Below are 24,726 nucleotides of genomic sequence, written 5' to 3'. Positions count from 1 at the left end.
CTGTGCGACACGTGGTGCCGACGTGATGCAGGAGACGGATGTGAGTGAGGACAGTGCGGTTGCAGGGGTGTCGGCGCAGTGGCCGGCGCGCCTGTGGGTGGTGCGGCATGGGCAAAGCGCAGGCAACGTGGCGCGCGATGTGGCCGAGTCCAATGGCGCGACGCTGATCGACCTGGAGCACCGCGATGCGGACGTGCCGCTCTCGGCGCTGGGCGAGCGCCAGGCCGAAGCCTTGGGCGCGTGGATGGCTGGGCTCCCCGAACACGAGCGGCCGACCTTGATCCTGAGTTCGACCTATGTGCGTGCGCGGCAGACCGCCGCTGCGGTTGCGCGTGCGCTCGGCCGGCCGGCCGATGCGGTCAGCGTGGACGAGCGGCTGCGCGAGAAAGAATTCGGCGTGCTCGACCGCTACACCACGTCCGGCATCCTGGCGACGTTTCCGGAGCTGGCCGAGCAGCGCAAGCTGGTGGGCAAGTTCTATTTCCGCCCGCCTGGTGGCGAGAGCTGGTGCGATGTGATCTTTCGGTTGCGCAGCATCGTGGGCGACCTGCAGCGCAACCATGTGGGGGCGCGCGTGCTGATCGTGGGGCACCAGGTGATCGTCAATTGCTTCCGTTACCTGATCGAGCGGATGGACGAGGCCACCATCCTGGCCATCGACCGCGAAGGCGACGTGCCCAATTGTGGCGTCACCGAATATGCGGCCGCGGCCGATGGGCAATCGCTGCAGTTGGTGCGCACCAAGTTCGTACCGCCAGAGCTGGCCGATGAGCCGGTAACCACCGAATCCGACCGCCCGGCCGGAGCGCGCTGATGGCTGCCGCACGCCTTCGCACGCTGAGCGCTGCTGCATTGCGTGCGATGCCGCTGCCATCGCCCGGCGGCGACAAGGAGCAGCGGGGGCGCGTGTTGGTGGTGGGGGGCTCGATGCGCGTGCCCGGTGCGGCATTGCTGGCCGGGGAAGCTGCATTGCGCGCGGGCGCCGGCAAATTGCAGATCGCCACCGCTGCCAGCGTGGCGCCGGCCATGGCCCTGGCGGTGCCCGAGGCATTGGTGCTGGGGCTGGGGCAGAACGGGCAGGGCGAGATCACGCGCGGGCACCGTGCGTTGGATGCGGCGCTGGCAGCCTGCGACGCCGCCGTGATCGGGCCGGGCATGGCGTCCACCACAACGACAACGGCGCTGGTCAGGCTGGCCGCTGCAAAGGCGGTCTGTCCCTTGGTGTTGGACGCCGGTGCGTTGTCGCGCAGCTTGCGTGCGCCGCCTGGGCGGCCCTTCGTGCTGACGCCGCATGCGGGGGAGATGGCGACCCTCGCTGGCGACGACAAGGCTGCGGTGGAAGCAGCGCCGGGCGAGTGCGCGCTGGCCTTCGCGCAGAAGATGCGCAGCGTGGTGATCGTCAAGGGGGCGGACAGTTTCATCGCCGGGCCGGATGGTGCGTTGTGGGTGCATCGGGGTGGTGTGCCCGGATTAGGCACGTCTGGTTCGGGCGACACCTTGGCCGGCTTGATCGCGGGGTTTGCTGCGCGGGGCAGCGATGCGTTGACCGCCGCGCTGTGGGGTGTATTTGTGCACGCGGTAGCGGGTAAGCAGCTGTCCAGGCGGATTGGCACGGTTGGATTTCTGGCACGCGAGATTCCACAAGAAGTGCCCGGGATTTTGGATCGTTTGTCGCGCAAGTGAGTGAGCCCCTCTCCCTGCGGGAGAGGGGTTGGGGTGAGGGTACGGCTGCTGGGATTGGTGAAGATTGAAGTCTTTTACGTTGTTTTGTTCGCGACGCATTACGCGCGCGGCCGGCACCTTTAAGTGCACACGTACCCTCATCCGGCGCTGCGCGTCACCTTCTCTCCCATGAAGGGGGGCAATGTCCCGACGGGAGAAGGAAGTCTGATGTCACACCGCACTGCGCTTGCGCTCGTTTGTCCTGCAATGCTGCGGCGCGTTGGTCGGTTAGGCTTGCGCGATCTACCTGGGAGGGTGCGCGGTGAAGCGAGCGATGACGTGGTCGGTGGTGGGGATGTTAGGGATGGGGCTGGGCACAGTGAGCAGCGCGAGTGCAGCAGCGACGGCTGTTGCATCCGCAGCGACGCCAACAGCGGTAGATGAGACCTCGCCAGCGGTGAGCAGCACTGGTGCACTGCGCGTCTACACCAGTTCTCAAGGCGCCACGCAGCAGATGCGCGTCAGCACGGCTGCTGCTCCTGCCAACGGGCATCCGCTGACCGAAAAAGAAAACTCCATCTTCGTCAATCCGCAACGGCAATTTCAGGAACTGTTGGGCATCGGCGGCGCGATCACCGATTCCAGCGCAGAGACCTTTGCCAAGCTGCCCAAGCGTACGCAACGTGCGTTGCTCACGGCCTACTACGATCCGCAACAGGGCATCGGCTACACGCTGGCGCGCACCACCATCCATAGCTCGGATTTCAGTAGAGGCAGCTACACCTACATCAAGGAGGGCGATGCGGCGCTGAAGAGTTTTTCGGTCAAGCACGATGCCAAGTACCGCATCCCGATGTTGCGCCAGGCGATTGCGGCGGCCGGCGGCAAGCTCACCACGTTTGCCAGCCCATGGAGCGCGCCGGCCTTCATGAAAGACAGCAAGACCATGCTCAAGGGCGGCAAGCTATTGCCCGACTACGCGCAGGCCTGGGCAAGCTACTACACGCGCTTTATCGCGGCATACGAAAAAGCGGGCATCCCGATCTGGGGGCATCAGCCTGCAGAACGAGCCGATGGCGGTGCAGACCTGGGAGTCGATGCTGTTTTCGGCCGAGGAAGAACGCGACTTCTTGAAGCATCATCTCGGGCCCACCATGGCCAGCGCCGGCTACGGCGATCGCAAGATCATCGTGTGGGACCACAACCGCGACATGATGGTGCACCGCGCGCATGTGATCTTCGACGATCCGGAGGCGGCAAAATATGCGTGGGGCATGGGCTTTCATTGGTATGAAACCTGGGCCGGATTCGAGCCGATGGTGGAGAACGTGGCGGCAGTGGCGCAGGCGTACCCGGACAAGCACTTGCTGTTGACCGAAGCGGCGGTGGAAAAGTTCGACCCGGCCAAGTTGCAGTACTGGCCCAATGGCGAGCGCTACGGCACGGCCATCATCAACGACCTCAATCATGGCGCAGTGGGCTGGACGGACTGGAACATTCTGCTCGACCAACACGGTGGCCCGAACCACGTGGGCAATTATTGCTTTGCGCCGGTGCATGCCGATACGCGCACGGGCGAGGTGATCTACACGCCGAGCTATTGGTATATCGGCCACTTTTCCAAATTCATCCGGCCGGGTGCACGACGGGTCAGCGCAGCCAGCAGCCGTAGCAATCTGGCAACCACCGCGTTTCTCAACACCGATGGCAGCCTGGCCATGGTGGTCATGAATGCCAGCGACGCTGCGATTGCTTACAACCTGTATGTGGGCGAGGCATCCAGCACGTTGGAGATTCCGGCGCATGCGATCCAGACCGTGGTACTGGCGCAGTAAACGAATCGACGCACTTGGTTGAGCTGCGTTCTGGCGCAGCTGCATCCACCGAGCGTGCTCCTTCTGCCGATGGGAGAAGGAGTTTGCGGCGATAACAGCCTGGTGAAGGCGACAGATGCTGCGCTTCGCTTATTCGCCATCCACGGCCAGCGCCGCGTGGATCAGCGCAAGGTGGCTCAAGCCTTGCGGGACGTTGCCCAGCGCGGCGCCCGTGCTCGTGTCCAGCATCTGCGGCATCAGCGCGACATCGTTGCCCAGCTGTTCCAGCAACTGTTCGAACAAGCGCCTGGCTTCAGCACGCTCGCCGAGCAGGCCATAGGCTTCCACCAGCCAGAACGAGCAGGCGATAAATGCGCCTTCGCGTTGTTGCATGCCGCTGTAGCGGTGCAGCAATGCGTCGCTGCCAAGTTCTGAGGCAATGGCATCGCGGGTGGCGATCATGCGCTGGCGGCGCGGCCCGCCCAGCCCAAAGCGCGAGGCCAACAGCAGGCTTGCGTCCAGGTCGTCGGTGCCCGCGTAGAAGGTGTAAGCCTGCTTGGCGTCGGACCAGCAGTGCATGTCGATCCACTCGAGAATCCGCGCCTGTTCGCGTTCCCAGCGTGGCAGCATCGCGGTGGAGAGATGGCCGGCCTTGGCCAGCTCGCTGGCGCGGCGTAGCGCCAGCCAGCATTCCACTTTGGACATGGTGTAATGCTCGGCGGTTTCCAGTTCCCAGAAGCCGGCGTCCTTGCGCATCCAGGTGTTGGCGCATTCGTTGCCGAGCTCGAACAACTGGCGTGCGGTTTCCTGGTCCAGGATGTGCCCGGCATCAAGAAAGCGCGCGGCCATTTCGAAGATATCGCCGTACAGGCACAGCTGCAGCTGGTTGTTGGCAGTGTTGCCAACGCGCACCGGGCGCGTATTGCAATAACCGGGAATGTCGATCTCGCGTTCGTCCGGCACCAACGCGCCATCCAGGGTGTAGCAGGGGCGCACGCCAGGCCGATGCTGGCGGATGGTGCGCATCAACCAGCTAAACGCGGCCTTGGCATCGGCCAATGCGCCCACGCGCAGGAAGGCCTTGGTGGTGTAGGCGGCATCGCGGACCCAGGCATAGCGATAATCCCAATTGCCATTTGCGCCAATTTGCTCCGGCAATGACGTGGTGACCGCAGCGGCGATGGCGCCGGTAGGTGAAAACCACAGGAACTTGAGCGCCAGCGCAGAGCGCACGACCGCATCGTGGTAACTATTGGCGTAAGACAGGTTGCCGCTCCACTCGCGCCACTCCTGGTCGCTGCGCTCGATGCGCCCACCGATGTCTTCCAGCGCGGGCACCGGTAGCGCATCTTCTTCGGCGGCCAGCAACGCAACGACCTGTGTGTCGCCTGCGCGGATCGCCAGCGTGGCGTGCACGCCGCGGTCGTCGCAGTGCACCAGCTGCGCTGCCTCCGTGTCGTAGCGCAGCATGGTCATGAGCGGGCCGACGTGATGCACACGGCCGTTCGGCGTCTCGCTTTGCCAGGGAGTGGCTTCTCCGGCACGTGTACCGGGGCGGTAGATCAGGTCGAAGACAACGCGGCCTTCGAGACCTTCGATGCGTCGCGCAAGTTCCGACCACGGCAGCCGGCCGGCTTCGCCGCTGTTAAGCGACTCGGTCAGACGTGCGCTGCCGGTTGCGGTGCTGAAGGTCGTTTCGAGAATATTGCTGCCATCGCGGTATCGGCGCTGTACCTGCTGCAGCTGTTGCGGCGTGAGGGCAAAATAGCCGCCTTCGCCTGCATCCAACAGGCGATCGAACAACGGCGGCGAGTCCATCTTCGGCACGCACCACCAATCGATGCTGCCATCGGCACCGCATAACGCCACCGAGCGCCCGTCGCCAATCGCCGCATAAGCGGCGATTGGCAAGGTGCCGGTGGCATCACGCTGAAACTCGGCGCCGGGACGGCTCAAGACAACAGCAGGCCGCCGGTGGCACCGAACACTTCGCCGGTGACGTAGCTCGATTCCTGCGATGCCAGAATCACATACAGCGGCGCCATTTCTACCGGCTGGCCGGCGCGCTTGAGCGGCGTCTCCGAGCCGAAATCGGAAATCTTTTCCGGCGGCTGACCACCGCTGGGCTGCAGCGGCGTCCACACCGGTCCGGGCGCGACTGCGTTGACGCGGATCCCCTTCTCGGCAACTTGCTGCGCCAAGCTCTTGGTGAAGTTGACGATGGCCGCCTTGGTGGAGGCGTAGTCGAGCAGCGTCGGCGAGGGCTGGTACGACTGGATCGAGCCGGTGTTGATGATGGATGCGCCCGGCGGCAAATGCGGGATGGCGGCCTTGCACAGCCAGAACATCGCATAGACGTTGGTCTTGTAGGTGGCGTCGAACTGCTCGGTCGTGATGTCTGCGATGTCTTTCACGGCGGTCTGTTTGCCCGCGATATTGACCAGGACATCCAGCCCGCCGAGCTCTTTCACTGCACGGTCCACCAGTTCGGTGCAAAATGCCTCGTTCTTGAGGTCACCCGGAACGCTGATGGCTTTGCGCCCTTCTGCCTGGATCAGCTGCACCACTTCGGCTGCGTCCTGTTCTTCTTCAGGCAGGTAATTGAGCAGGATATCCGCACCTTCGCGTGCAAAGGCAATGGCGGTGGCGCGCCCGATGCCGGAGTCTGCGCCGGTGATCAGGGCCTTGCGGCCTTGCAGACGACCAAAGCCCTTGTAGCTGTGCTCGCCATGGTCTGCCTTGGGCTGCAGTTCGTGGATGGTGCCCGGAGCCTGCTGGGTTTGGTGCGGAAATTGCGGCTGCGGGAACTGGGTCAACGGGTTCTGCATTTCGTACTGATTCTTGCTGCCGGACATGCACGCTCTCCTGCATTGGGGGAAGGGCAGGCACGCAGTCGTCGTGCGTACCGATGACCGGCAGTGTGGAAAGCGAGGCGATGCGTATCAGTGAACGAAAGTTGTGCATCATGTGAATGCGTGACGGCGGTGCACGCCGTGCGATCACCTCGGCTTTGAAAACGTCGCATTCAGAAACCGGCGGCAGACAAGCGCGTGCGTCATGCAGGAATCGACGGCGCTGGCACTGCTGGCGACATGGCAGCGGTGGTGGAACGCGCTGCGTGCGGCTTGCGCATGCGGATCTGTTACCGAGTCAGAAACCGAGTGCCACTGCGAATGCCGCTACCGACATAGCGAACATCAGCTCGTGGCCGCGCAGACACCGCATCTGCTGCGGTTGCATCGCTACAGGACCATCCGGCCGCTACCTTGCAATTGCGTTGGATCATTGCAGCTGCGCCGACATCGAATACGGCCGCTGCGCTGGGTCGGTGGCCCATTGCTGATTCGGTGTCGCCTGCATCCGGAAACGCAGTTCACCGCCGGCCTGGATTTCCTCGTGCGTAACGTAAGCGCGAGTCAGTGGTTTGCCATTGAGCGTGGCGCTACCGATGTAGCTGCGTGCATCGCTCAGGCTCTCGGCAATCACCGCGAAACGCTTCCCATTGGGCAGGTTGAGCGTGGCGCGCGGCAGGAACGGGCGGCCGATGATGTACTGGTTGCTGCCGGGCGCCACCGGGTAGAAACCCAGCGTGGTGAACACGTACCAGGCCGACATCTGGCCGAGGTCATCGTTGCCGGCCAGGCCTTCCGGTCCAGCGTGATACTGGCTGCGCATGATCTGGGTCAGGCGCGCCTGCGTGCGCCACGGTTGGCCGGCATATGCATACAGATAGGCGACGTGGTGGCTGGGCTCGTTGCCGTGTGCGTACCAGCCGATCAGGCCGGTGATGTCTTCCATGTGCTCGAAGATCTTCGGGTCCACCTTCGCATCGAACACCGCATCCAGCCGGGCAAGCAATTCGTCGTCGCCGCCATGCGCGGCAGCCAGCCCGGCCACGTCCTGCGGCACGTACCAGGAGTATTGCCACGCGTTACCTTCGGTGTAGTCGCTACCGTAGCCACTGGCAGACGGGTCGAACGGCTCGCGGAAGGTGCCGGCCCGGGTGCGCGCGCGCATGTAGCCGGTGGCCGGGTCAAAGGCATGCTTCCAGTTGCCGGCGCGCTGGCTGAATTCTGCGGCGATGGCGGGCTTGCCGAGCTTGTCGGCCATGCGCGCGATGGTCCAGTCGTCGAAGGCGTATTCCAGCGTCTTGGATGCGGCTTCGCCTTCTTCGTCGATGGGCACGTAGCCCAGCTCACGGTATTGCGCAATGCCATCGTACGGGCCGTAGTTGGCGCTGGCGACCATGGCCTGCAAGGCTTCCTCTGCGTCGAAGCCGCCGATGCCTTTCATGTACGCGTCGGCAATCACCGGGACGGCGTGGTAGCCGATCATGCACCAGGTTTCCAGGCCGTGGAATGCCCATACCGGCAGGATGCCGTAGGCGCTTTGGCGACGCGAGGCGAGCAGCGAATTGACCACGTCGCTGCTGCGTTGTGCCGGCTGCACCAGGGTGAGCAGTGGATGCAGGGCGCGGTAGGTGTCCCACAGCGAGAAGGTGGAATAGTTGGTCCAGCCAGTTGCTTGATGCACCGCATTGTCTGGCCCGCGGTAGCGGCCGTCGCTGTCCATGAACAGCGTTGGTCCCAGCAGGGTGTGATACAGCGCAGTGTAGAGCTGGGTGCGTTGTTGCGTGGTGCCTTGTGCATCGATCGCCGACAGCGCCTGCGTCCATTGCGCGCGTGCATCGGCGCGTACGCGATCGAAATCGAAGCCGGGCATTTCGGCATCGAGGTTGGCGATGGCACCGGCCTCGCTGACCGGCGAGAGCGCCACCTTCACCACCAGCGGCGTGCCGTCGTTGGCGACATCGAATACACCGACCAGTTGCCGGCCTTCGATCTGCGCGCGCTGCGCAGGATTCTTTTCGCCCGGCGGTGGGAACCCCTTGTAGGGGATGTCCTGTTCGGTGTCATGGAGTTGCGTGGCAGTGAGCGGGCGCGAGAAGCGCATGGCGAAATACAGCTGCCGGCCGGGCGCCCAACCGCGCGTTTCGCGAAAGCCGGTCACCGTGCCATCGCTGCGCACCCGCAGCCGCGACCACTGCACCTTGCCGGGGTAGTCGTACAGGCTGGTGCGCAGGTCGACCAGCACATGCGCCGGCGTACCTTTCGGAAATTGGTAGCGGTGCACGCCCACACGCGCGCTGGCAGTGAGTTCGGCGCGGATGTTGCGGTCCTTCAGGGTCACTGCGTAATAGCCGGGCTGCGCCTGTTCGCTGGTGTGGTCGAACTGCGCGGTATAGCCGCTGCCCGGCTTGCTGGCATCGCCGCGTTCCAACTTGATGGCGCCAGCTTGCGGCATCAGCAGGATGTCGCCCAGATCCGAATGCCCGGAACCGGAAAAATGCGTGTGCGAGAACCCGACGATGGTGGTGTCGCTGTGCCGGTAGCCGGCCGCCCAGCCGTAGGCGTCCTTGCGCGGCTTGATTTGCGTATCCGGGCTCAGCTGCACCATACCGAATGGCACCGTGGCGCCAGGATAGGTATGGCCTTCGCCGCCGGTGCCGATGAACGGGTCTACCGCGTCGAAGGCAGTTGCAGGCGTGCGCGGCGCGGCGTTGCCGAAAACTGCGACGACAGCGGCAAGCACTGCCAGCCAACGGGCCCGACGCGGGGCGATCAAGCGAGGCGACATGCAGATGCTCCAGGCGGATGCAGCGCCGGACCGTAGCACAGCTGCGTGGGCGCGCTACACCCTGGAGCCGCCAACAAAAGCCATTGCGTAGCCGCCAGGCGGGCGCGGCCGGTGCCCGGAATCGGCATGTACCACGCGGACACTGCGGTGATGAGCGCGCCTTCCGCGCCCACCCGACGGCTGCGCGCTACGTTTGTTAGCCGCTCTTGGAGGGTGCGATGGCCCTCGCGGCCATGGTTGGGTTCGCTGATCACTCACGGCGTCACGATGTGTGCCGATCGGCATGCACGGCGGCGCACGCGCTTGCTGCGGTGGTGTCGCATTGAGGCTGGTCTACTTTCCCGCGTTGCCGCAGCGTCTGGAAATCGCCGGCAAACGCGCAATTGTCGGCACGGCATTGCAGACTTCAGCGACTCACTTGCGTCGTAAAGCCAGCACTGCCAAACCCGTGACTGCTGCAGCGGCCGCACCGATCAACATCTTGTCGCGCGCAGAGCGTGCCCGCAACGCGGGGCGCCGCCGGTAGCCACCGTCGATGCCGCCGGCAATGCCGGGCGCTGCGAACACATTGCCGCTGGATCGCGCCACCTGTGGTGCCTGCGCAAAATACCGCTTGAAGATACGGTACATGGCGCGCGCCAGGGTCTGCGGTGCCAGCGCATGACCTAGGCGCATCGCATGGACAGCGGTGCCCAACACTACCGTGTTGCGTGGCCGGTCCAGCAGGCGCACGACAGCTGCCGCGACGGTGCGGGTGTCCAGCATCAACGGCAGCCCGCTGATGCGGCGGCCCACGTAATTGGCGCCATGGGTCAGGCCTGGCGTGTCGACGAAGTACGGGTACACATCGCACACGTGGATATGCGGGTAGTCGCTCAACTCGGCGCGTAACGCTTCGGAAAAGCCGCGCTGGCCGAATTTGCTGGCGCCGTACGCCGCTGCAAACGGCGTGGATGCAAAGCCGCCCGAAGAGATCATGTTGACGAAGATGCCGTGGCCTTGTTCGACGAAGATGGGGATGGCGGCATGGGCGTCGTGCATGCGACCGAGCAGATTGGCGTGGATGACGGCCGCGCTTGCTTCCATCGGTGCCTCGTGGAATTTGCCGACCGTGCCCACCCCGACATTGCCGAACCACAGGTCGATGCGGCCCAGAAAACTCTGCGCGCTGGTGGCCAGTGCCTTGACCTGTTCGGCCTGTTTGACGTCGGTGGGCACCACCAAGACTTCGGCACCGCGCGCACGGCAGCGTTCGGCAACCGCATTGAGGGCTTCTTGGCCGCGTGCAGCCAACACCAGGCGGGCGCCTTGTTCGGCGAATGCTTCTGCAGTGGCTTGGCCGATGCCGCTGGACGCGCCGGAAATCACCACGTGGGCAGGAGGGGTGCGATGCATGCGATGTCTCCACGAAAACGAGCAGGCATGCTTGATCGTCGTGCGTGAACACGGTGCGGCGCTTTGCGTACCGTAGCGTGAAGCTGAACTTGTCGGGCTGGCGCCACGCGTGATGACAGCGTGGCGCTGAAATCGGCGGCAGGCGCCCGCATATCGCGCTGATGGATCTGTTCAACGCTCCCATCGCACCGCTGCAGGTGCTGCACGACCAGCAAGGCGGCGTGCGCTACTGGCCGCAGCTGTTGCCGCCCGCACTTGCGCAAGGGGCGTTCGACGCATTGCGCGATGGCGCCGATTGGCGCAGCCAGCGCCGCGAAATGTACGAGCGGGTCGTGGACGTACCGCGCCTGCTGGCCTCGTATCGGTTGGATGATGCATGGCCTGCGGGATTGCCGCTGCAGCGCTTGCTCGATGCGGTGCAGGCGGTGCTCCCGGCGCCATACAACGCGGTAGGTTTGAATCTGTACCGCGATGGGCGCGACAGCGTGGCAATGCATCACGACGCATTGCACACGCTGGTGGCACCGCACCCGATCGCGCTGCTGTCGCTGGGTGCACCGCGCCGGATGCAACTGCGCGCCAAGGACGGCAGCACGCGGGCGGTTGCGCTGGAGCTGGCGCCGGGGAGCCTGCTGGCGATGAGCCACGCCTCGCAACACACGCACGCGCACGGCATTGCCAAGACCGCGCGCGCGGTGGGCGAGCGCATCAGTGTGGTGTTTCGCGTGCGCCCGGCCCAGCGCATGGCGGCCGGGCAACATGGGCCACACTGGGAGCCTGTGCGATCGTAAGGCACAGGCTTGGGCTCGATTGATTGGCAGCTTGCAAACCGCCTGTGCTGCTGCCGGAGACGCACGGCCGTTGCTTCGTGCTGGATGCACCGCACTGCGTTTGCCATGTGCGGTTCGCCCCCGGCCTGAGGGCTGCTCGCTAGGTTATTTTTGTGCTGGATGTCCCGCATGCTGGGCGCATGCGATCTTTACAGCAGCTGCGTGCGCCTGACCGGCAGCAGCGCTCGCTCGCCTACGCGTGCCTGGCGTCTGCGCGCTGTCGTGGCCTTCAGTGACCATTTCGGGTGATTGCCATTGCCATCACCACTGCCCATGCTTGCATGTGATCCCCTAGCCGCGTCGCCCCTCCATGTCTTTGGACCAGACCCGCCACCATCAGATGTTTCCCGAGCTGGACGCGGGCCAATTGTCGATCACCCGGCGCTTTGCCAGCGGGCCGGCGCAACGGTTCGACGCGGGCGACCCCGTGTTCGAGGTCGGCGATGCCCATGCGCCGGTGTGGGTGGTGCTGGAGGGCGCCATCGAAGTGGTGCGCCGCGACGGACTGGGAAACGAAAAGCCGATCACCCGGCACACGCCCGGCCAGTTCACCGGCGAGGTGAGTCAGCTGGCCGGGCGCGCGTCGCTGGCGGCTGGACGTGCCGGGCCGGAAGGCTGCCTGGCGCTGCCATTCGATACTGCGCATCTGCGCGCGCTGATGATCAGTTCGGCCGAAGTGGGCGAAGTGGTGATGCGTGCCTTGATCCTGCGCCGCGTTGGGCTGATCGAGGGCGATGCGTCGGGTTCGGTGCTGATCGGCGAGCCTGACGATCCGCATCTGACCCGTTTGCAGGGCTTTTTGACCCGCAACGGCTACCCCAACACGGTGATGGACGTCTCCGACGACGAAGGCCGCGCGTTGGTGGAGCGCCTGGGTATCCAGGAGCACGACCTACCGGTGATGGTGTGCCCGAGCGGGCGCGTGCTGCGCCAGCCCAGCGATGCCGAAGCTGCGCATTGCCTGGGCATGACGCCGGACATCGACCCGGACAAACGCTACGACGTGGCGATTGTCGGCGCCGGCCCTGCCGGCCTGGCGACGGCGGTGTATGCCGCATCCGAAGGCTTGTCGGTGCTGGTGCTGGACCAGCGCGCCATCGGCGGGCAGGCCGGTGCCTCGGCGCGTATCGAAAATTATCTTGGCTTTCCCACCGGCATTTCCGGGCAGGCGCTGGCCGGGCGCGCCTACAACCAGGCGCTGAAATTCGGCGCGGAACTGGCGATTCCGATCGAAGCGGCCACGCTGGAATGCGGCCGCGACGATGGCGCGCTGAAGCTGGATCTTGCCGATGGCAAGCAGTTGCTGGCCAGCACGGTGGTAATCGCCTCGGGCGCGCGCTACCGGCGCCCGGAGATCGAGGGCCTGGATCGCTTCGAAGGCCACGGTGTCTCGTACTGGGCCTCGCCGGTGGAGGCGCGCCTGTGCGAAGGCGGCGTGGTGGCGCTGGTGGGCGGCGGCAATTCTGCAGGGCAGGCGGTGGCGTTCCTGGCGCCGCGGGTCAAGGAACTGCACCTGATCGTTCGGGGCGATGGGCTGGAGAGCTCGATGTCGCAATACCTCATCGAGCGCATCGCCGCGTTGCCGAACGTGCAGCTGCACACCGGCACCGAAGTGGCCGCGCTGGAAGGCGACCCCGAGCGCGGCCTGCAGGCCGCGGTGTTGCGCACCCGCAAGGACGGTGCAACCGCGCGCGTGGCGTTGCGGCACCTGTTCCTGTTCGTCGGGGCAGATCCCAACACCGGTTGGCTGCAGGACTGCGTGGACACCGACAAGCGCGGCTTTGTCATGACCGGCACCGCGCGTGGCGACGGCGTACCGGCGTGCCTGCCGCTGGAAACCAATCGCCCTGGCGTGTTCGCCATTGGTGACGTGCGTGCGGGTTCGGTCAAGCGCGTGGCGGCCGCGGTGGGCGAGGGCGCCGCCGTGGTCGCGCAGATCCATCGGTACCTCGCCCATCAGGCCAACCCGGTGCCGGTCTCCGAACTTGCCAGCGCCACCCAGGAGTCGACCAGCGCATGAGCCAGCACTGCCGCCATACCGATCAAATCCATGCAGTCACGCCCAGTGCGCGCGGCTGCGAGGAGTGCCTGGCCATCGACAGCGTCTGGGTGCATCCGCGCCTGTGCCGCAGCTGCGGCCATGTCGGGTGTTGCGACGATTCGCCCCACCGCCACGCCACCGCGCATCACCACGCCACCGGCCACCCCATCATCGAAGGCTACGACCCGCCTGAAGGCTGGGGCTGGTGCTATGTGGACGAAGTGGAAGTGGAGCTGCCGGATCAGACGCCGCAGCTGGGGCCGATTCCGCGGTATGTGTGAGCGGCGCCGCGTGGTGTTCGGCGGTCGCTGCTGGCTTGCGAGGCGGCGCTGGGAATCGGGAATCGGGATTGGGGAATCGTAAGAGCGCATTCACTGCGCTTTTTTTCCCGTGAAGCCGCAGTGCGTGGTGATTGTTCGCTGATGCTCTTTCCAGAAAGGGCTCAAGGCCACTTCATCGGTAAGCACGCACGCGCGCGTACTCACTCTGGCCAATGCACCTTCGGTAGTTCGCCGATCTGCGGTCTGGCGAACAGATACCCTTGCTGCAGGTGGATGCCCAGGTCGCGCAGGGCGCGGTATTGATCGGGTTGTTCGATGCCTTCGGCAATGACGGCGATGCCGAGTTCTTCGCACATGCGCGTCACGTGGCGCACGATGGCCTGGCGGCTGCGGTCGGTGTCGATCCCGCGGACCAGGGCGATGTCCAGCTTGAGCAGATCCGGCTGGAACTCGGCCAGCAGGCCGAGCCCGGCGTAGCCGGCGCCGAAGTCGTCGATGGCCGTTTTCATGCCGCGCGCCTGATAGGTGCGCAGGATGCCGAGCAGATGCGCCGGGTCGGCGAGATGTTCCTGTTCGCTGACCTCGAAGATGATGGCGTTGAGCGGCCAACCATATTGCGCGGTGGCCGACAGCGTGGCGCGCAGGCAATGCTCGGGGTTATAGACCGCGTTGGGCATGAAGTTGATCGACAGCAGCGCCGGCAAGCCAATCTGCGCAGCGCATTCGATGGCCTTGATGCGGCAGGCCTGGTCGAATGCGTAGCGATTGCGCTCATCCACTGCGGCCAGGATGCTGCCGGCCGACTCGCCGTTGATGCCGCGCACCAGCGCCTCGCCTGCGTAGATGCTGCGGGTGGACACGTCCACGATGGGCTGGAAGGCCATGGTGATCGCGGTGGGGAAGTCCTGGCCGTCGCGGCAGGCATTGCAGACAGGAAGCGTGGTCATGGCGTCAGGTCATCGAACGGCGTAGGTGCAGCCTAGACCTATCGGCTGCAATCGCGTGGGATTGAGCCTGAATCGCTCATGGCAGCGTCCTCACCTGTCGGCAGTCGGGCTCGGCGATACTAGGCGCATCGCTCGCATCGGATGCCCCATGACCGCTCTCACCGAACGCTACGCCCTGGCCGTGGACTACGCGCGCATCGCTCACGCCGGGCAGGTGCGCAAGGGCACGCAGGTGCCCTACCTGAGTCATTTGCTGGGCGTCTCGACGCTGGTGCTGGAATGCGGCGGCGATGAGGAACAAGCCATCGCCGGCCTGCTGCACGATGTGGTGGAAGATTGCGGTGGCGGGCACGAGGCCTCGATCCGTGCGCAGTTCGGCGATGCGGTGGCCGATATCGTGATGGCTTGCACCGATGCCACTGCCGAAGACAAGGCCGAGGTGGACAACAGCGAGCGCGCACGCAAACGCGATTGGCGCGAGCGCAAGCAGGCCTATCTTGCGCACCTGCGCAAGACGCCCGAGCGCGCGCTGCTGGTGTCCGGCTGCGACAAACTCTATAACGCGCGCAGCATCGTGCAGGACCTGGAAAATCCTGCCGTCGGTCAGGGCATCTTCGATGTGTTCACTGCCGGGCGCGAAGGCACGCTGTGGTATTACGCCGCGCTGGAAGAGGTCTTCCGTACACGCAATGCCGCTACCGCGCGGTTGTTCAGTGGCGTGGTGACGCGCATGCATACCCTGGCCGACACCGGTGAGCAGGTGACGCCGGCACATGCGCTGGGCTGAGCGCCGCTGGGAGACGGCGGTACGTCCGGCAGCGGCAGGTACGACGCGCAGATGTGTTGCTGGGCCCTGTCCGCCCTCCATCTGATGAATGCGTCCCGTGCCTCGTCAGCCACCGCATGCGCCCTGCAGCGCCTGGCACCTTGGGTGTTGCCTGCGCTCGATCACCATCGCTGACACCGGCTGCATGGCGCGCACGCTAGGCTGGCGTCTTGTCGATCTCTGGTTTCGGTAGTCATGTCAAACGCGACGTCTTCCACTGGCCTGGTGCGCGTGCGCGGCGCGCGCGAGCACAATCTCAAGAACGTGGATGTGGATATTCCCCGCGATGCACTGGTGGTGTTCACCGGCGTTTCCGGCTCGGGCAAGTCGTCGTTGGCGTTCGGCACCATCTTTGCCGAGGCGCAGCGGCGCTATCTGGATTCGATCTCGCCGTATGCGCGGCGGCTGATCGACCAGGTAGGCGTGCCGGAGGTGGATTCCATCGATGGCCTGCCACCGGCAGTGGCCTTGCAGCAGGCGCGCGGCGCGCCCAGTGCACGCTCGTCGGTGGGCAGTGTCACCACCATCTCCAACTCGTTGCGCATGCTGTATTCGCGTGCCGGCCAGTACCCGCCGGGGCAGGAGATCATCTACGCCGACGGTTTTTCGCCGAACACGCCTGCGGGGGCATGCCCGACCTGTCACGGCCTGGGGCGCATCTATGACGCCACCGAAGCGACCATGGTGCTGGACCGCAGCCTGAGCATTCGCGAGCGTGCGGTCGCCGCCTGGCCGGGCGCATGGCATGGGCAGAACCAGCGCGACATCCTCACCACGCTGGGCATCGATGTGGATGTGCCATGGCAAACGCTGCCGAAGAAGACCCGCGACTGGATTTTGTTCACCGACGAACAGCCGGTGGTGCCGGTATACGCCGGTTACGACCTGGCCGAGGTCAAACGCGCGCTCAAGCGCAAGGAAGAGCCCAGCTACATGGGCACCTTCACCAGTGCGCGGCGTTATGTGCTGCACACCTTTGCCACCACCCAGAGCGCGCAGATGAAAAAGCGCGTGGCGCAGTATTTGCTCAGCACGCAATGCCCGCAGTGCGATGGCAAACGCCTGCGCCGCGAGGCCTTGTCGGTCACCTTTGCCGGGCTGGATATCGGGGAGCTGTCGCGGCGCCCGCTGGACGAGGTGGCCGAGCTGCTGCGCCCCGCCGCCGAAGCCGCCCCATCCAAAGGTACGCGTAAAGATGCGCGCCAACATCCGGAACAAGCGATCGCCGCGCAACGCATCGCCGCGGATCTGCGCGCGCGTATCGCCGTCGTACAGGCGCTGGGTCTGGGCTACCTCAGCCTAGAGCGCAGCACGCCCACCTTGTCGCCGGGCGAGTTGCAACGGCTGCGGCTGGCCACGCAGATCCGCTCGCAGTTGTTCGGCGTGGTGTACGTGATGGACGAACCATCGGCAGGCTTGCATCCCGCCGATGCGCAGGCGCTGCTGGGTGCGTTGGATCAACTCAAGTCGGCCGGAAATTCGGTCTTCGTGGTCGAACACGAAGTGGACGTGATCCGCCATGCAGACTGGATCGTGGATGTCGGCCCGGCAGCCGGCGTACAGGGCGGGCAAGTGCTCTACAGCGGGCCGCCCGCGGGATTGGAGCAGGTGCAGGCCTCTTCCACACGGCGCTATCTGTTCGGCACGCCGCCGCAGGTGCATCGCCAGGCGCGCGCGGCACGCGGTTGGTTGCAGCTGCGCGGCATCACCCGCAACAACGTCCGCGCGCTGGATGTGGACCTGCCGTTAGGTGTGTTCACTACCGTGACCGGTGTGTCCGGCTCGGGCAAATCGTCGTTGGTGAGTCAGGCGCTGGTGGAACTGCTGGCCGCCCATCTGGGGCAGGCGCAGGCAGAGGACGAAGAAGCACTGGATCCACTGGAGCGCGGCACGCAGGTGCCGTCGGAGGGTGCGATTGTTGCCGGGCTGGATCAGGTGCGCCGCCTGGTGCGCGTGGATCAAAAACCAATCGGCCGTACCCCGCGCTCCAATCTGGCTACCTACACCGGCCTGTTCGACCCGGTGCGCAAGCTGTTTGCGGCCACGCCCGCCGCGCGCCGGCGCCGCTACGACCCGGGGCAGTTCTCCTTCAACGTCGCCAAGGGCCGCTGTGCCACCTGCGAGGGCGAAGGCTCGGTGTATGTGGAATTGCTGTTCATGCCCAGCGTCTACGCACCGTGTCCCACCTGCCACGGCGCGCGCTATAACGCCAAGACGTTGGAGATCGCGCTACGCGGTCGCAACATCGCGCAGGTGCTGGAAATGACGGTGGATCAGGCAGCCATCTTCTTTGCCGACGATGCCAGCGTGTTGCGCCCGTTGCAGGTGTTGCGCGAAGTGGGGCTGGGCTATCTGCGTCTTGGCCAGCCGGCCACCGAACTGTCCGGTGGCGAAGAGCAGCGCATCAAGCTGGCGACCGAACTGCAACGCGCCCAAAGGCGCGACACCGTCTACGTGCTGGACGAGCCCACCACCGGCCTGCATCCGTCCGACGTGGATACCTTGATGGCCCAGTTGCAAGGGCTGGTCGATGCAGGCAATACCGTGATCGTGGTCGAACACGATATGCGCGTGGCCGCCAGCAGCGACTGGGTGCTGGATATGGGGCCGGGCGCGGGCGGTGCGGGCGGCAAGGTCGTGGTGGCCGGAGCGCCGGATGTCGTGGCGCGCCATCGTGGCAGCCGCACCGCACCGTTTCTGGCGCAGGTGTTGCGCGGACAGTAGAACCAACAGGTCAGCCCGCGCCGCATCGTACGAAGTGCCGTGCCTGCGATCCCCCGTGAGCCTACGGACGACGCTAACGGATGATGCCGGAAAGCTGTGATGCGTTGCGGGATGTATCTGGCATCGCGGTCAACTTGCCGCTGCCTGCCCAGGCTGATCACCCGCATGCCTGCCTGTCGATCACGACCGCTTGTGCAGGTGCGTACGAGCGGTATCGACACATAAGGCAGAAGACGCTGCGCATGACAGGGTTGCAAGTGGCATGCGTCGCATTTGCCGCGCTACCGTACGGCCATGCGTCTGACCGACATGGCAGCGGGCCCAATGCATCGCTGCATTGGGCCCGACTGTTGGGATCACTTCAATACCCAAAGCGCCAAGCATTGCCTGCAAGCGCAACGTGCACTGCAGGTCAGTCCGCCATCACCTTGTCCGGCGTCATCGGCGTGCTGCGGATGCGCTTGCCGGTGGCGTGGAAGATGGCGTTGCAGATCGCCGCAGACACGCCGACCAGGCCGATCTCGCCCACGCCCTTCGCACCCAGGCTGCTGACGACGCGGTCGTCTTCGTCGGCGAAGATCACGTCGATGTCGTGAATGTCGGCGTTGGCGGAGACGTGATACAGCGCCAAATCGTGATTCATGAAGCGGCCGAAGCGATGGTCCGATTGGGTGTGCTCGTGCAGCGCCTGGCCGATGCCCCAGACCACGCCACCCACGATCTGGCTGCGTGCGGTGATCGGATTGAGGATGCGCCCGGCGGCAACGGCGCTGACCACGCGGGTGACCCGCACCGTGCCCAGTTCTTCGTCCACCCGGACCTCCACAAACACCGCGCCGTGCGTGGCACGGGTGTATTTGCGTTGCTTGAGCACGTTCGGCAGCAGGAGGAACTTATCTTCGATCTGCTCCAGCCCTGCAGTGCGCAGCAGGTCGGTCAGGGCGATGGCGCTGCCGGCATCGGCCCGCAATGCCAGCTTGCCGTCGGCAAAGACCACATCGTCAGGTTTGGCCTTGGCAAAGCGCGAGTCCGGCAGGGCCTGGGCCAGACGCAATAGACGCCCGCGCAGCTTTGCGCACACGCCATCCACTGCCGAGCCCACCGTGGTGACGTGCGAGGAGCCACCTTCGATCGGCGCAACGGGCAAGGTGGAGTCGCCAAGTTGAAACGTCACCTGCTCCAGGGGCAGGCCCAGCGCTTCGGCAGCGATCATCGCCATCACCGTATAGGTGCCGGTGCCGATATCGCTGGCTGCGCTGCTGACCACCAAACGGCCGTCGGCATGCAGCGCCGCATGTGCGCGCGCGAACATCTGCATCGCATCCCACTGCCCGGTGGCCATGCCCCAGCCCACCCACTCGCTGCCTTCCTTGCGCGCGCGCGGCTGCAGGGGGCGTTGCGCCCAACTGAAGCGCTCAGCCCCTTGCTCGTAACACTGGCGCAGCGCCTTGGTGGAGTAGGGCTTGTCGTCGGCCGGATTGACCTCGGCGTAGTTCTTCAGGCGCAGTGCCAACGGATCGATGCCGACCTCATAGGCCAACTCGTCCATCGCCACTTCCAGCGCATGCACACCATGCGCGGCGCCGGGCGCACGCATGTCGATGGGGCTGTATTGGTCCAGACTCACCAGCTTGTAGCCCAGGTGCACGTTGTCGCAGGCGTACAACTGACCGCTCCAGTTGACCACCACCTCGACGTAGTCTTCGATGCGCGAGGTTTCGGCGATGGCTTCATGCCAGACCGAGCGCAAGGTGCCGTCGCGATCTGCGCCGAGCTTGAGCCGCTGCAGCGTTTCCGGGCGGTGGCCGAAGGTGAACATCTGTTGTCGCGTCAGCACCACGCGCACCGAGCGATCCAGCAGGATCGACGCCATCACCGCCAGCGGCAACTGATACTGCGGGCGCAGCCCGGAGCCGAACGCGCCTCCCACGTACGGGTTGCGCACGGTCACCTTGCGCTTGCTCAGCCCGAACACGTGCGACACGTACCAGCGGCTGTTCTGCGAACCCTGGGTTTTGTCGTAAATGGTGAAATGGCCGTCGGCGTCGCGGATGACGGTGGAAGCGAACAATTCCATCGGGTTGTGGTGCTCGACGCCGCTGTAGTAGTCGGCCTGTACCTGGCACGCGGCATTGTCGAATGCGCTCTGCGGATCGCCCTTGTCCTTGGGCGGCGGCGAAAATCCGGCCTTCAGCGGCTTGGGCGCGTGTGCACGGTCCAGGTTGGTCATCAGGTTGGTGTCGTGCGGGTCCTGCAACAGCTCCACTTCCACCAAATGCGCGGCATGGCGCGCTGCTTCGAAGGTCTCGGCAACCACCAGCGCGATGGGCTGGCCGCTGTACAAGATCTTGTTGTCGTACAACGGACGGAACGGCGAGCCGGCCGGCGCCGTCATGTCCTTGTAGAACAGGTCCATGCCGCGCATGTGCGGGCGGTTTTCATGGGTGACGATCTCCAGCACGCCGGGGACTGCGCGTGCTGCATCCAGATGGAAGGCAACGATCTCACCCTTGGCAATGCTGCTGTTGACCACCACGCCATAGGCCAAGTCCGGCACCGGCCATTCGGCGGCATAACGCGCCTGGCCGGTGACTTTTGCGCGTCCGTCGATGCGCGTGACGCCGGTGCCGGTGGGGCGATAGCCGGTGCCGCTGTCGGCAACCGGCGGGGTCAGCGCGCTGTCGGACAGGTCGGGGATGCGTGCGTTCATGGCGATTCCTCCAGCGCGCTGGTGCGCCCGCGGTTGTCGATGGTGCCCTCGCGCGCAACGCTCAATGCGCGCACGATGGCGCGGCGTGCCAGCGGCAGCTTGAAGGCGTTCTCGCCCTGCGGTTGTGCACCCTGCAGCAGCGCATCGGCCAGGCGGCCGAAGGTGTCGGCAGTGGCCGGCTGGCCGACCAGCGTTGCCTCTGCATCGGCATTGCGCCAGGGTTTGTGGGCCACGCCGCCCAGTGCCACACGCACTTCGCGAATGCTGCCGTCGTCGGCCAGATCCAGGGCCGCTGCCACCGACACCAGCGCGAACGCATAGGAGAGGCGCTCGCGGATCTTGAGGTAGGCACTATGCGCAACGAAGCGCTGCGCATCGGGCAGATCGATATGCACGATCAATTCGTCCGGCGCCAAGGTGCTATCCAGTTCCGGGTGATCGCCAGGCAGACGGTGGAACTGCGCGAACGGAATGTCGCGCTCGCCCTTGGCGCCCTGCACATGCACCACGGCATCCAGCGCGGCCAATGCCACGCACATATCCGATGGATGCGTGGCGATGCAATGCGCGCTGGTGCCGAGAATGGCGTTGTATTTGGTCAGCCCGCCAATGGCCGAGCAGCCGGTGCCCGGGTCGCGTTTGTTGCACGGGGTGGCATGGTCGTAGAAATACATGCAGCGCGTGCGCTGCAGCAGGTTGCCGCCATTGCTGGCCATGTTGCGAATCTGCGGCGAAGCGCCGGTCAGAATCGCCGCGCTCAGCAAGGGGTAACGCGTTTCCACCTCCGGGTGATACGCGGTGTCGGCATTGCGCGCCAACGCACCCAGGCGCAGGCCGCCGTCGGGTTGGGTGCTGATGCTGTCCAGCGGCAGCCGATTGATGTCGATCAAACTGCTGGGGCGCATCAGCTGCAGTTTCATCAAATCGGTCAGATTGGTGCCGCCGGCGATGAAGCGTACCGGTGCCTCGGAGGGCACCGGCTGCGTGTCGCCGCTGCGCACTGCAATGGCGCCAAGCGCCGCATCGACGGTGTCCGGGCGGGTGTAGGTGAGCGGAATCATGCCGGCACCGTCCCGGGCGTCCACGGAGTGGCCGCGCTGTCGCTGCTGTCGCTGGGCTTGCCCATCACCTCCATCACGGCATCGGTGATCTGCGGATAGGCACCGCAACGGCAGATATTGCCGCTCATCAGTTCACGTACCTGGTCGCGGTCGTGCGCCTTGCCTTCGTTGATCAAGCCCACGGCCGAGCACAGCTGCCCCGGAGTGCAGTAACCGCACTGAAATGCGTCGTTGGCGATGAAAGCGCGTTGCAGCGGATGCAGTGTGTCGCCATCGGCCAGCCCTTCGACGGTGGTGATGTCGGCGCCGTCCTGCATGACGGCCAGGGTCAGGCAGCTGTTGATGCGGCGGCCATCGACCAGCACCGTGCAAGCGCCGCATTGGCCATGGTCGCAACCTTTCTTGGTGCCGGTGAGGTCGAGGCGGTCGCGCAGCAGGTCGAGCAGGCTCACCCAGGCTTCGAGCTGCAAGTGATACGGCTGAGCGTTGATGCGCAGGTTGACCGGGTAGGTCGGCGCACTGGTGGTGGCAGTGGCCGGCGCCGTGTCATGGGCAGTGGCGGGTGTGGCAGTCATGCGAACCCCGTGGCGATGGCTGAGGAGAAGGACCACCACCTTGACGGCGCTGTGGTCAACGCAAAGTGACCACGGCTACGATTGGCACCGATGCGACGCGGCGTACGCGCATTCAGGAGCGGCATCGTGATCGCTGCACGCTCGTGCCTGCATGGCGCGCGCGCGTGCATGCACTGTGTGGAGTGCCATGCCATGCGCTGAATTCGTCAGCTTTGCGCACGCGTCAGCGCGCTGGTGTCCCAGCTGTTGCGACGTGCCGCCATTATCCTGGCGGCATGAAGACGAGGTGGCAGCAGTGAGCCGGCGTGGTGGTAGTGCGGATCTTCCCTTGCATGGAGGCCGCGTTCCGCGTTGGTTGGGTGAGCGGATGACGCGGCTTGGCGCAGTGATGTGCGAGGCGATCGTGCACAGCTATGGGCGCGATGAATTGTTGCGGCGGCTTGCGCACCCGTTCTGGTTTCAGTCGTTCGGTGCGGTCATGGGCATGGACTGGCATTCGTCCGGCATTACCACCAGCGTGATCGGCGCGCTCAAGCGTGGGTTGACGCCACTGTCCGGCGAACTGGGCATTCATGTCTGTGGCGGGCGCGGCCGGCATTCGCGTGCCACGCCTTCGGAGTTGCTGGCCGTGGGCGATGCGGTCGGGTTGGACGGCGCCGCATTGGCACAGGCCAGCCGCCTGGTCGCCAAGGTGGACAGCGCTGCCGTGCAGGACGGTTTCGATCTGTATCTGCACGGCTTCATCGTCAGCGACGATGGCCGCTGGGTGGTGGTGCAGCAAGGCATGCATGGGCAGCGCAAGCAGGCACGCCGGTATCACTGGCTCTCCGAAGGCCTGAGCAGTTTTGTGGATGCGCCGCATGCTGCCATCGATGGCGCGCATCAAGGCAACATCGTCAATCTCGCCGACCACCGCGCCGCTGCCTCGCGCGATGCGCAGGTGGAACTGCTGCGCAGCACCGCGCCGGACCGGCTGGCACAGCAGTGGCAACGGATTGCGGGTGTGGAGGCGCCTGCGGCGCAAGGTCCGCTCACCGGCGATCTGTTCGCCGTGCACGCCTGGGACCCGGCACAACAACCGCATCTGTGCATGCCCGACCATCATGACGTGCGCAGCGAAAACGTGATCACACGACGGCTGCACGCCAGCTTGGCCGCCGCTGCCGAAGCGGGGCCGCGCGATTTCACCGCGCTGCTGCAAGTGCCCGGCGTGGGTGCGCGCACCTTGCGCTCGCTGGCGATGGTGGCCGAAGTGATGCACGGCACGCCATGCCGTTTCAGCGACCCGGCACGCTTTTCGCTTGCGCATGGCGGCAAGGACCGGCAACCGTTCCCGGTGCCCACACGCGTGCTCGATCACACCATCGGCGTACTCAAGCAAGCGATGCAGCAGGCCAGACTGGGCAACGACGAACGCTTGCAGGCGATTGCGCGGCTTGACGCGCAGGCGCGTCGACTCGAAGCCAGCGCGCAAGGGCCGACGGTGGACGACTACATCGCGCAGGAACGTCGCGATTCGCATCGCTATGGCGGGCGTAGCGTGTTCGGGTGGGAACCGGCGCCGGAGGATGCGCGCGCGGTGCAGCCGACCCAAGCGCATGCAGGTCGCCGATGAGCGTGCGCGCGCCTGGCAGCACGCCAGTGGCCATCGACGGACGTTGCTTCACCTATGTGTTCCCATGCCAGTGGGAAGACCATTGCAAGATCGGTTTCTCGCGCGATCCGCTGGGGCGCATCGGTAGCCTGCATCCGCGCTGGTTCGATTTTTTCGATCTGGAGCACGGGCTGCTGGTGGAAACCGAGCGCGAGCGCGATGCGCGCGATCTCGAACTGCAACTGCGGCGCCCGCTGCTTGCGCACAACGCACCGGCACCGATGGCGATCCGCGCAGTGGCCGGTGGGCATACCGAATGGTTTCGGGGCGTGGGCGAGGCATTGCAAGGTGCAGTCGCGCAACTGCAGCAGGGCGGGTATCGCGTGTTCGTGTTGCGCGACTGGCTGCAGGCGGCGATGGCCCAGCGTATCGATCGCCTCTACGACTGGGCCGCGGTGCAGTTGAGTGCGGACGAACTGGATGGCCTGGTCGGCCCCACGCCAGCACAACGTGCGCTGCGCGATGTACTCGATGGTTACCGCGCATTGGATCTTCCCGTGCAGGCACATGTGCCCGAACATATTTGGGCCTGGTATTGCCGCAACGGCTGAGCATGTTGCCAGCACGTT

At 65.3% G+C, this 24,726-nt stretch carries 17 protein-coding genes, 1 other RNA gene and 1 pseudogene; 11 read left to right on the top strand and 8 right to left on the bottom strand.

Annotated elements, in window-relative coordinates:
• Positions 1 to 25: 25 nt before the first annotated feature.
• From AC1POX_RS16270 to AC1POX_RS16260, 3 genes and pseudogenes are all read left to right on the top strand, one after another.
• Complete coding sequence (locus AC1POX_RS16270) at positions 26 to 814, top strand: histidine phosphatase family protein (RefSeq protein ID WP_031421505.1); 789 nt, start codon at positions 26 to 28, stop codon at positions 812 to 814.
• Positions 814 to 1,683, top strand: coding sequence for an NAD(P)H-hydrate dehydratase (locus tag AC1POX_RS16265; protein ID WP_372356385.1), 870 nt, complete (start codon positions 814 to 816; stop codon positions 1,681 to 1,683). Before AC1POX_RS16270 ends, AC1POX_RS16265 begins: the two co-directional genes overlap by 1 nt.
• A 334-nt stretch (positions 1,684 to 2,017) precedes the next feature.
• A pseudogene (locus tag AC1POX_RS16260) lies at positions 2,018 to 3,497 on the top strand (glycoside hydrolase family 30 protein).
• A 129-nt stretch (positions 3,498 to 3,626) separates the two neighbouring features.
• Here the strand turns inward: AC1POX_RS16260 and AC1POX_RS16255 are convergent.
• The 3 genes from AC1POX_RS16255 to AC1POX_RS16245 form a co-directional block, all read right to left on the bottom strand.
• Positions 3,627 to 5,432, bottom strand: coding sequence for a glycoside hydrolase family 15 protein (locus AC1POX_RS16255; RefSeq protein ID WP_008574136.1), 1,806 nt, complete (start codon positions 5,430 to 5,432; stop codon positions 3,627 to 3,629).
• The gene (locus tag AC1POX_RS16250; protein WP_372356384.1) at positions 5,429 to 6,331 is read right to left on the bottom strand and encodes an SDR family oxidoreductase; all 903 of its coding nucleotides are present in this window, start codon (positions 6,329 to 6,331) and stop codon (positions 5,429 to 5,431) included. Before AC1POX_RS16250 ends, AC1POX_RS16255 begins: the two co-directional genes overlap by 4 nt.
• 427 nt (positions 6,332 to 6,758) lie before the next feature.
• On the bottom strand, positions 6,759 to 9,113 hold the full coding sequence (locus tag AC1POX_RS16245; protein WP_372356383.1) for a GH92 family glycosyl hydrolase: 2,355 nt from the start codon (positions 9,111 to 9,113) through the stop codon (positions 6,759 to 6,761).
• Positions 9,114 to 9,239: 126 nt separating this feature from the next.
• Here AC1POX_RS16245 and AC1POX_RS16240 point away from each other — a divergent pair.
• A non-coding RNA gene (locus tag AC1POX_RS16240) (sX9 sRNA) lies at positions 9,240 to 9,315 on the top strand.
• 212 nt (positions 9,316 to 9,527) lie between these two features.
• Here AC1POX_RS16240 and AC1POX_RS16235 read toward each other — a convergent pair.
• The gene (locus AC1POX_RS16235; RefSeq protein ID WP_338334898.1) at positions 9,528 to 10,508 is read right to left on the bottom strand and encodes an SDR family oxidoreductase; all 981 of its coding nucleotides are present in this window, start codon (positions 10,506 to 10,508) and stop codon (positions 9,528 to 9,530) included.
• Positions 10,509 to 10,669: 161 nt separating this feature from the next.
• Between AC1POX_RS16235 and AC1POX_RS16230 the strand changes: the two genes are divergently transcribed.
• The 3 genes from AC1POX_RS16230 to AC1POX_RS16220 all read left to right on the top strand — a co-directional run bounded on the left by AC1POX_RS16230 (position 10,670) and on the right by AC1POX_RS16220 (position 13,660).
• Positions 10,670 to 11,299 carry an alpha-ketoglutarate-dependent dioxygenase AlkB gene (locus AC1POX_RS16230; RefSeq protein WP_011346688.1) on the top strand — a complete coding sequence of 210 codons (630 nt, stop codon included), beginning with the start codon at positions 10,670 to 10,672 and terminating at the stop codon, positions 11,297 to 11,299.
• Between the two features lie 349 nt (positions 11,300 to 11,648).
• On the top strand, positions 11,649 to 13,358 hold the full coding sequence (locus tag AC1POX_RS16225) for an FAD-dependent oxidoreductase (RefSeq protein ID WP_338334896.1): 1,710 nt from the start codon (positions 11,649 to 11,651) through the stop codon (positions 13,356 to 13,358).
• Positions 13,355 to 13,660: a UBP-type zinc finger domain-containing protein gene (locus tag AC1POX_RS16220; protein ID WP_338334895.1), complete on the top strand. Its 306-nt coding sequence runs from the start codon at positions 13,355 to 13,357 to the stop codon at positions 13,658 to 13,660. The genes AC1POX_RS16225 and AC1POX_RS16220 overlap by 4 nt, the downstream gene beginning before the upstream one ends.
• A gap of 200 nt (positions 13,661 to 13,860) precedes the next feature.
• On the opposite strand, the gene AC1POX_RS16215 is transcribed toward AC1POX_RS16220, so the two are convergent.
• The gene (locus AC1POX_RS16215; protein WP_127165529.1) at positions 13,861 to 14,607 is read right to left on the bottom strand and encodes an EAL domain-containing protein; all 747 of its coding nucleotides are present in this window, start codon (positions 14,605 to 14,607) and stop codon (positions 13,861 to 13,863) included.
• A gap of 148 nt (positions 14,608 to 14,755) precedes the next feature.
• On the opposite strand from AC1POX_RS16215, the gene AC1POX_RS16210 reads away from it, so the two are divergent.
• Positions 14,756 to 15,394: an HD domain-containing protein gene (locus AC1POX_RS16210; RefSeq protein ID WP_011346691.1), complete on the top strand. Its 639-nt coding sequence runs from the start codon at positions 14,756 to 14,758 to the stop codon at positions 15,392 to 15,394.
• A 234-nt stretch (positions 15,395 to 15,628) separates the two neighbouring features.
• Positions 15,629 to 18,157 carry an excinuclease ABC subunit UvrA gene (locus AC1POX_RS16205; RefSeq protein ID WP_372356382.1) on the top strand — a complete coding sequence of 843 codons (2,529 nt, stop codon included), beginning with the start codon at positions 15,629 to 15,631 and terminating at the stop codon, positions 18,155 to 18,157.
• A gap of 412 nt (positions 18,158 to 18,569) precedes the next feature.
• Here AC1POX_RS16205 and AC1POX_RS16200 read toward each other — a convergent pair whose 3' ends face one another.
• Genes AC1POX_RS16200 through AC1POX_RS16190 form a run of 3 tightly spaced genes read right to left on the bottom strand, consistent with a single transcriptional unit; the run spans position 18,570 to position 22,503 of the window.
• A complete protein-coding gene (locus AC1POX_RS16200) occupies positions 18,570 to 20,867 on the bottom strand; it encodes a xanthine dehydrogenase family protein molybdopterin-binding subunit (RefSeq protein ID WP_372356381.1) in 2,298 nt (765 codons plus the stop codon).
• The gene (locus tag AC1POX_RS16195; RefSeq protein WP_219196371.1) at positions 20,864 to 21,952 is read right to left on the bottom strand and encodes an FAD binding domain-containing protein; all 1,089 of its coding nucleotides are present in this window, start codon (positions 21,950 to 21,952) and stop codon (positions 20,864 to 20,866) included. The genes AC1POX_RS16200 and AC1POX_RS16195 overlap by 4 nt, the downstream gene beginning before the upstream one ends.
• The gene (locus AC1POX_RS16190) at positions 21,925 to 22,503 is read right to left on the bottom strand and encodes a (2Fe-2S)-binding protein (protein WP_005916366.1); all 579 of its coding nucleotides are present in this window, start codon (positions 22,501 to 22,503) and stop codon (positions 21,925 to 21,927) included. Before AC1POX_RS16190 ends, AC1POX_RS16195 begins: the two co-directional genes overlap by 28 nt.
• 295 nt (positions 22,504 to 22,798) lie before the next feature.
• On the opposite strand from AC1POX_RS16190, the gene AC1POX_RS16185 reads away from it, so the two are divergent.
• Together AC1POX_RS16185 and AC1POX_RS16180 are read left to right on the top strand one after the other, a co-directional pair.
• Positions 22,799 to 24,118 (top strand): DUF763 domain-containing protein, encoded by a 1,320-nt coding sequence (locus tag AC1POX_RS16185; protein WP_029818871.1) that lies wholly within the window; start codon positions 22,799 to 22,801, stop codon positions 24,116 to 24,118.
• Positions 24,115 to 24,708, top strand: coding sequence for a GIY-YIG nuclease family protein (locus AC1POX_RS16180; protein WP_029818872.1), 594 nt, complete (start codon positions 24,115 to 24,117; stop codon positions 24,706 to 24,708). Before AC1POX_RS16185 ends, AC1POX_RS16180 begins: the two co-directional genes overlap by 4 nt.
• Positions 24,709 to 24,726 lie beyond the last annotated feature (18 nt).

It is taken from the genome of Xanthomonas sp. NCPPB 3442 (genome assembly GCF_056725145.1).
This window is presented reverse-complemented; position numbering and strand designations above follow the sequence as displayed.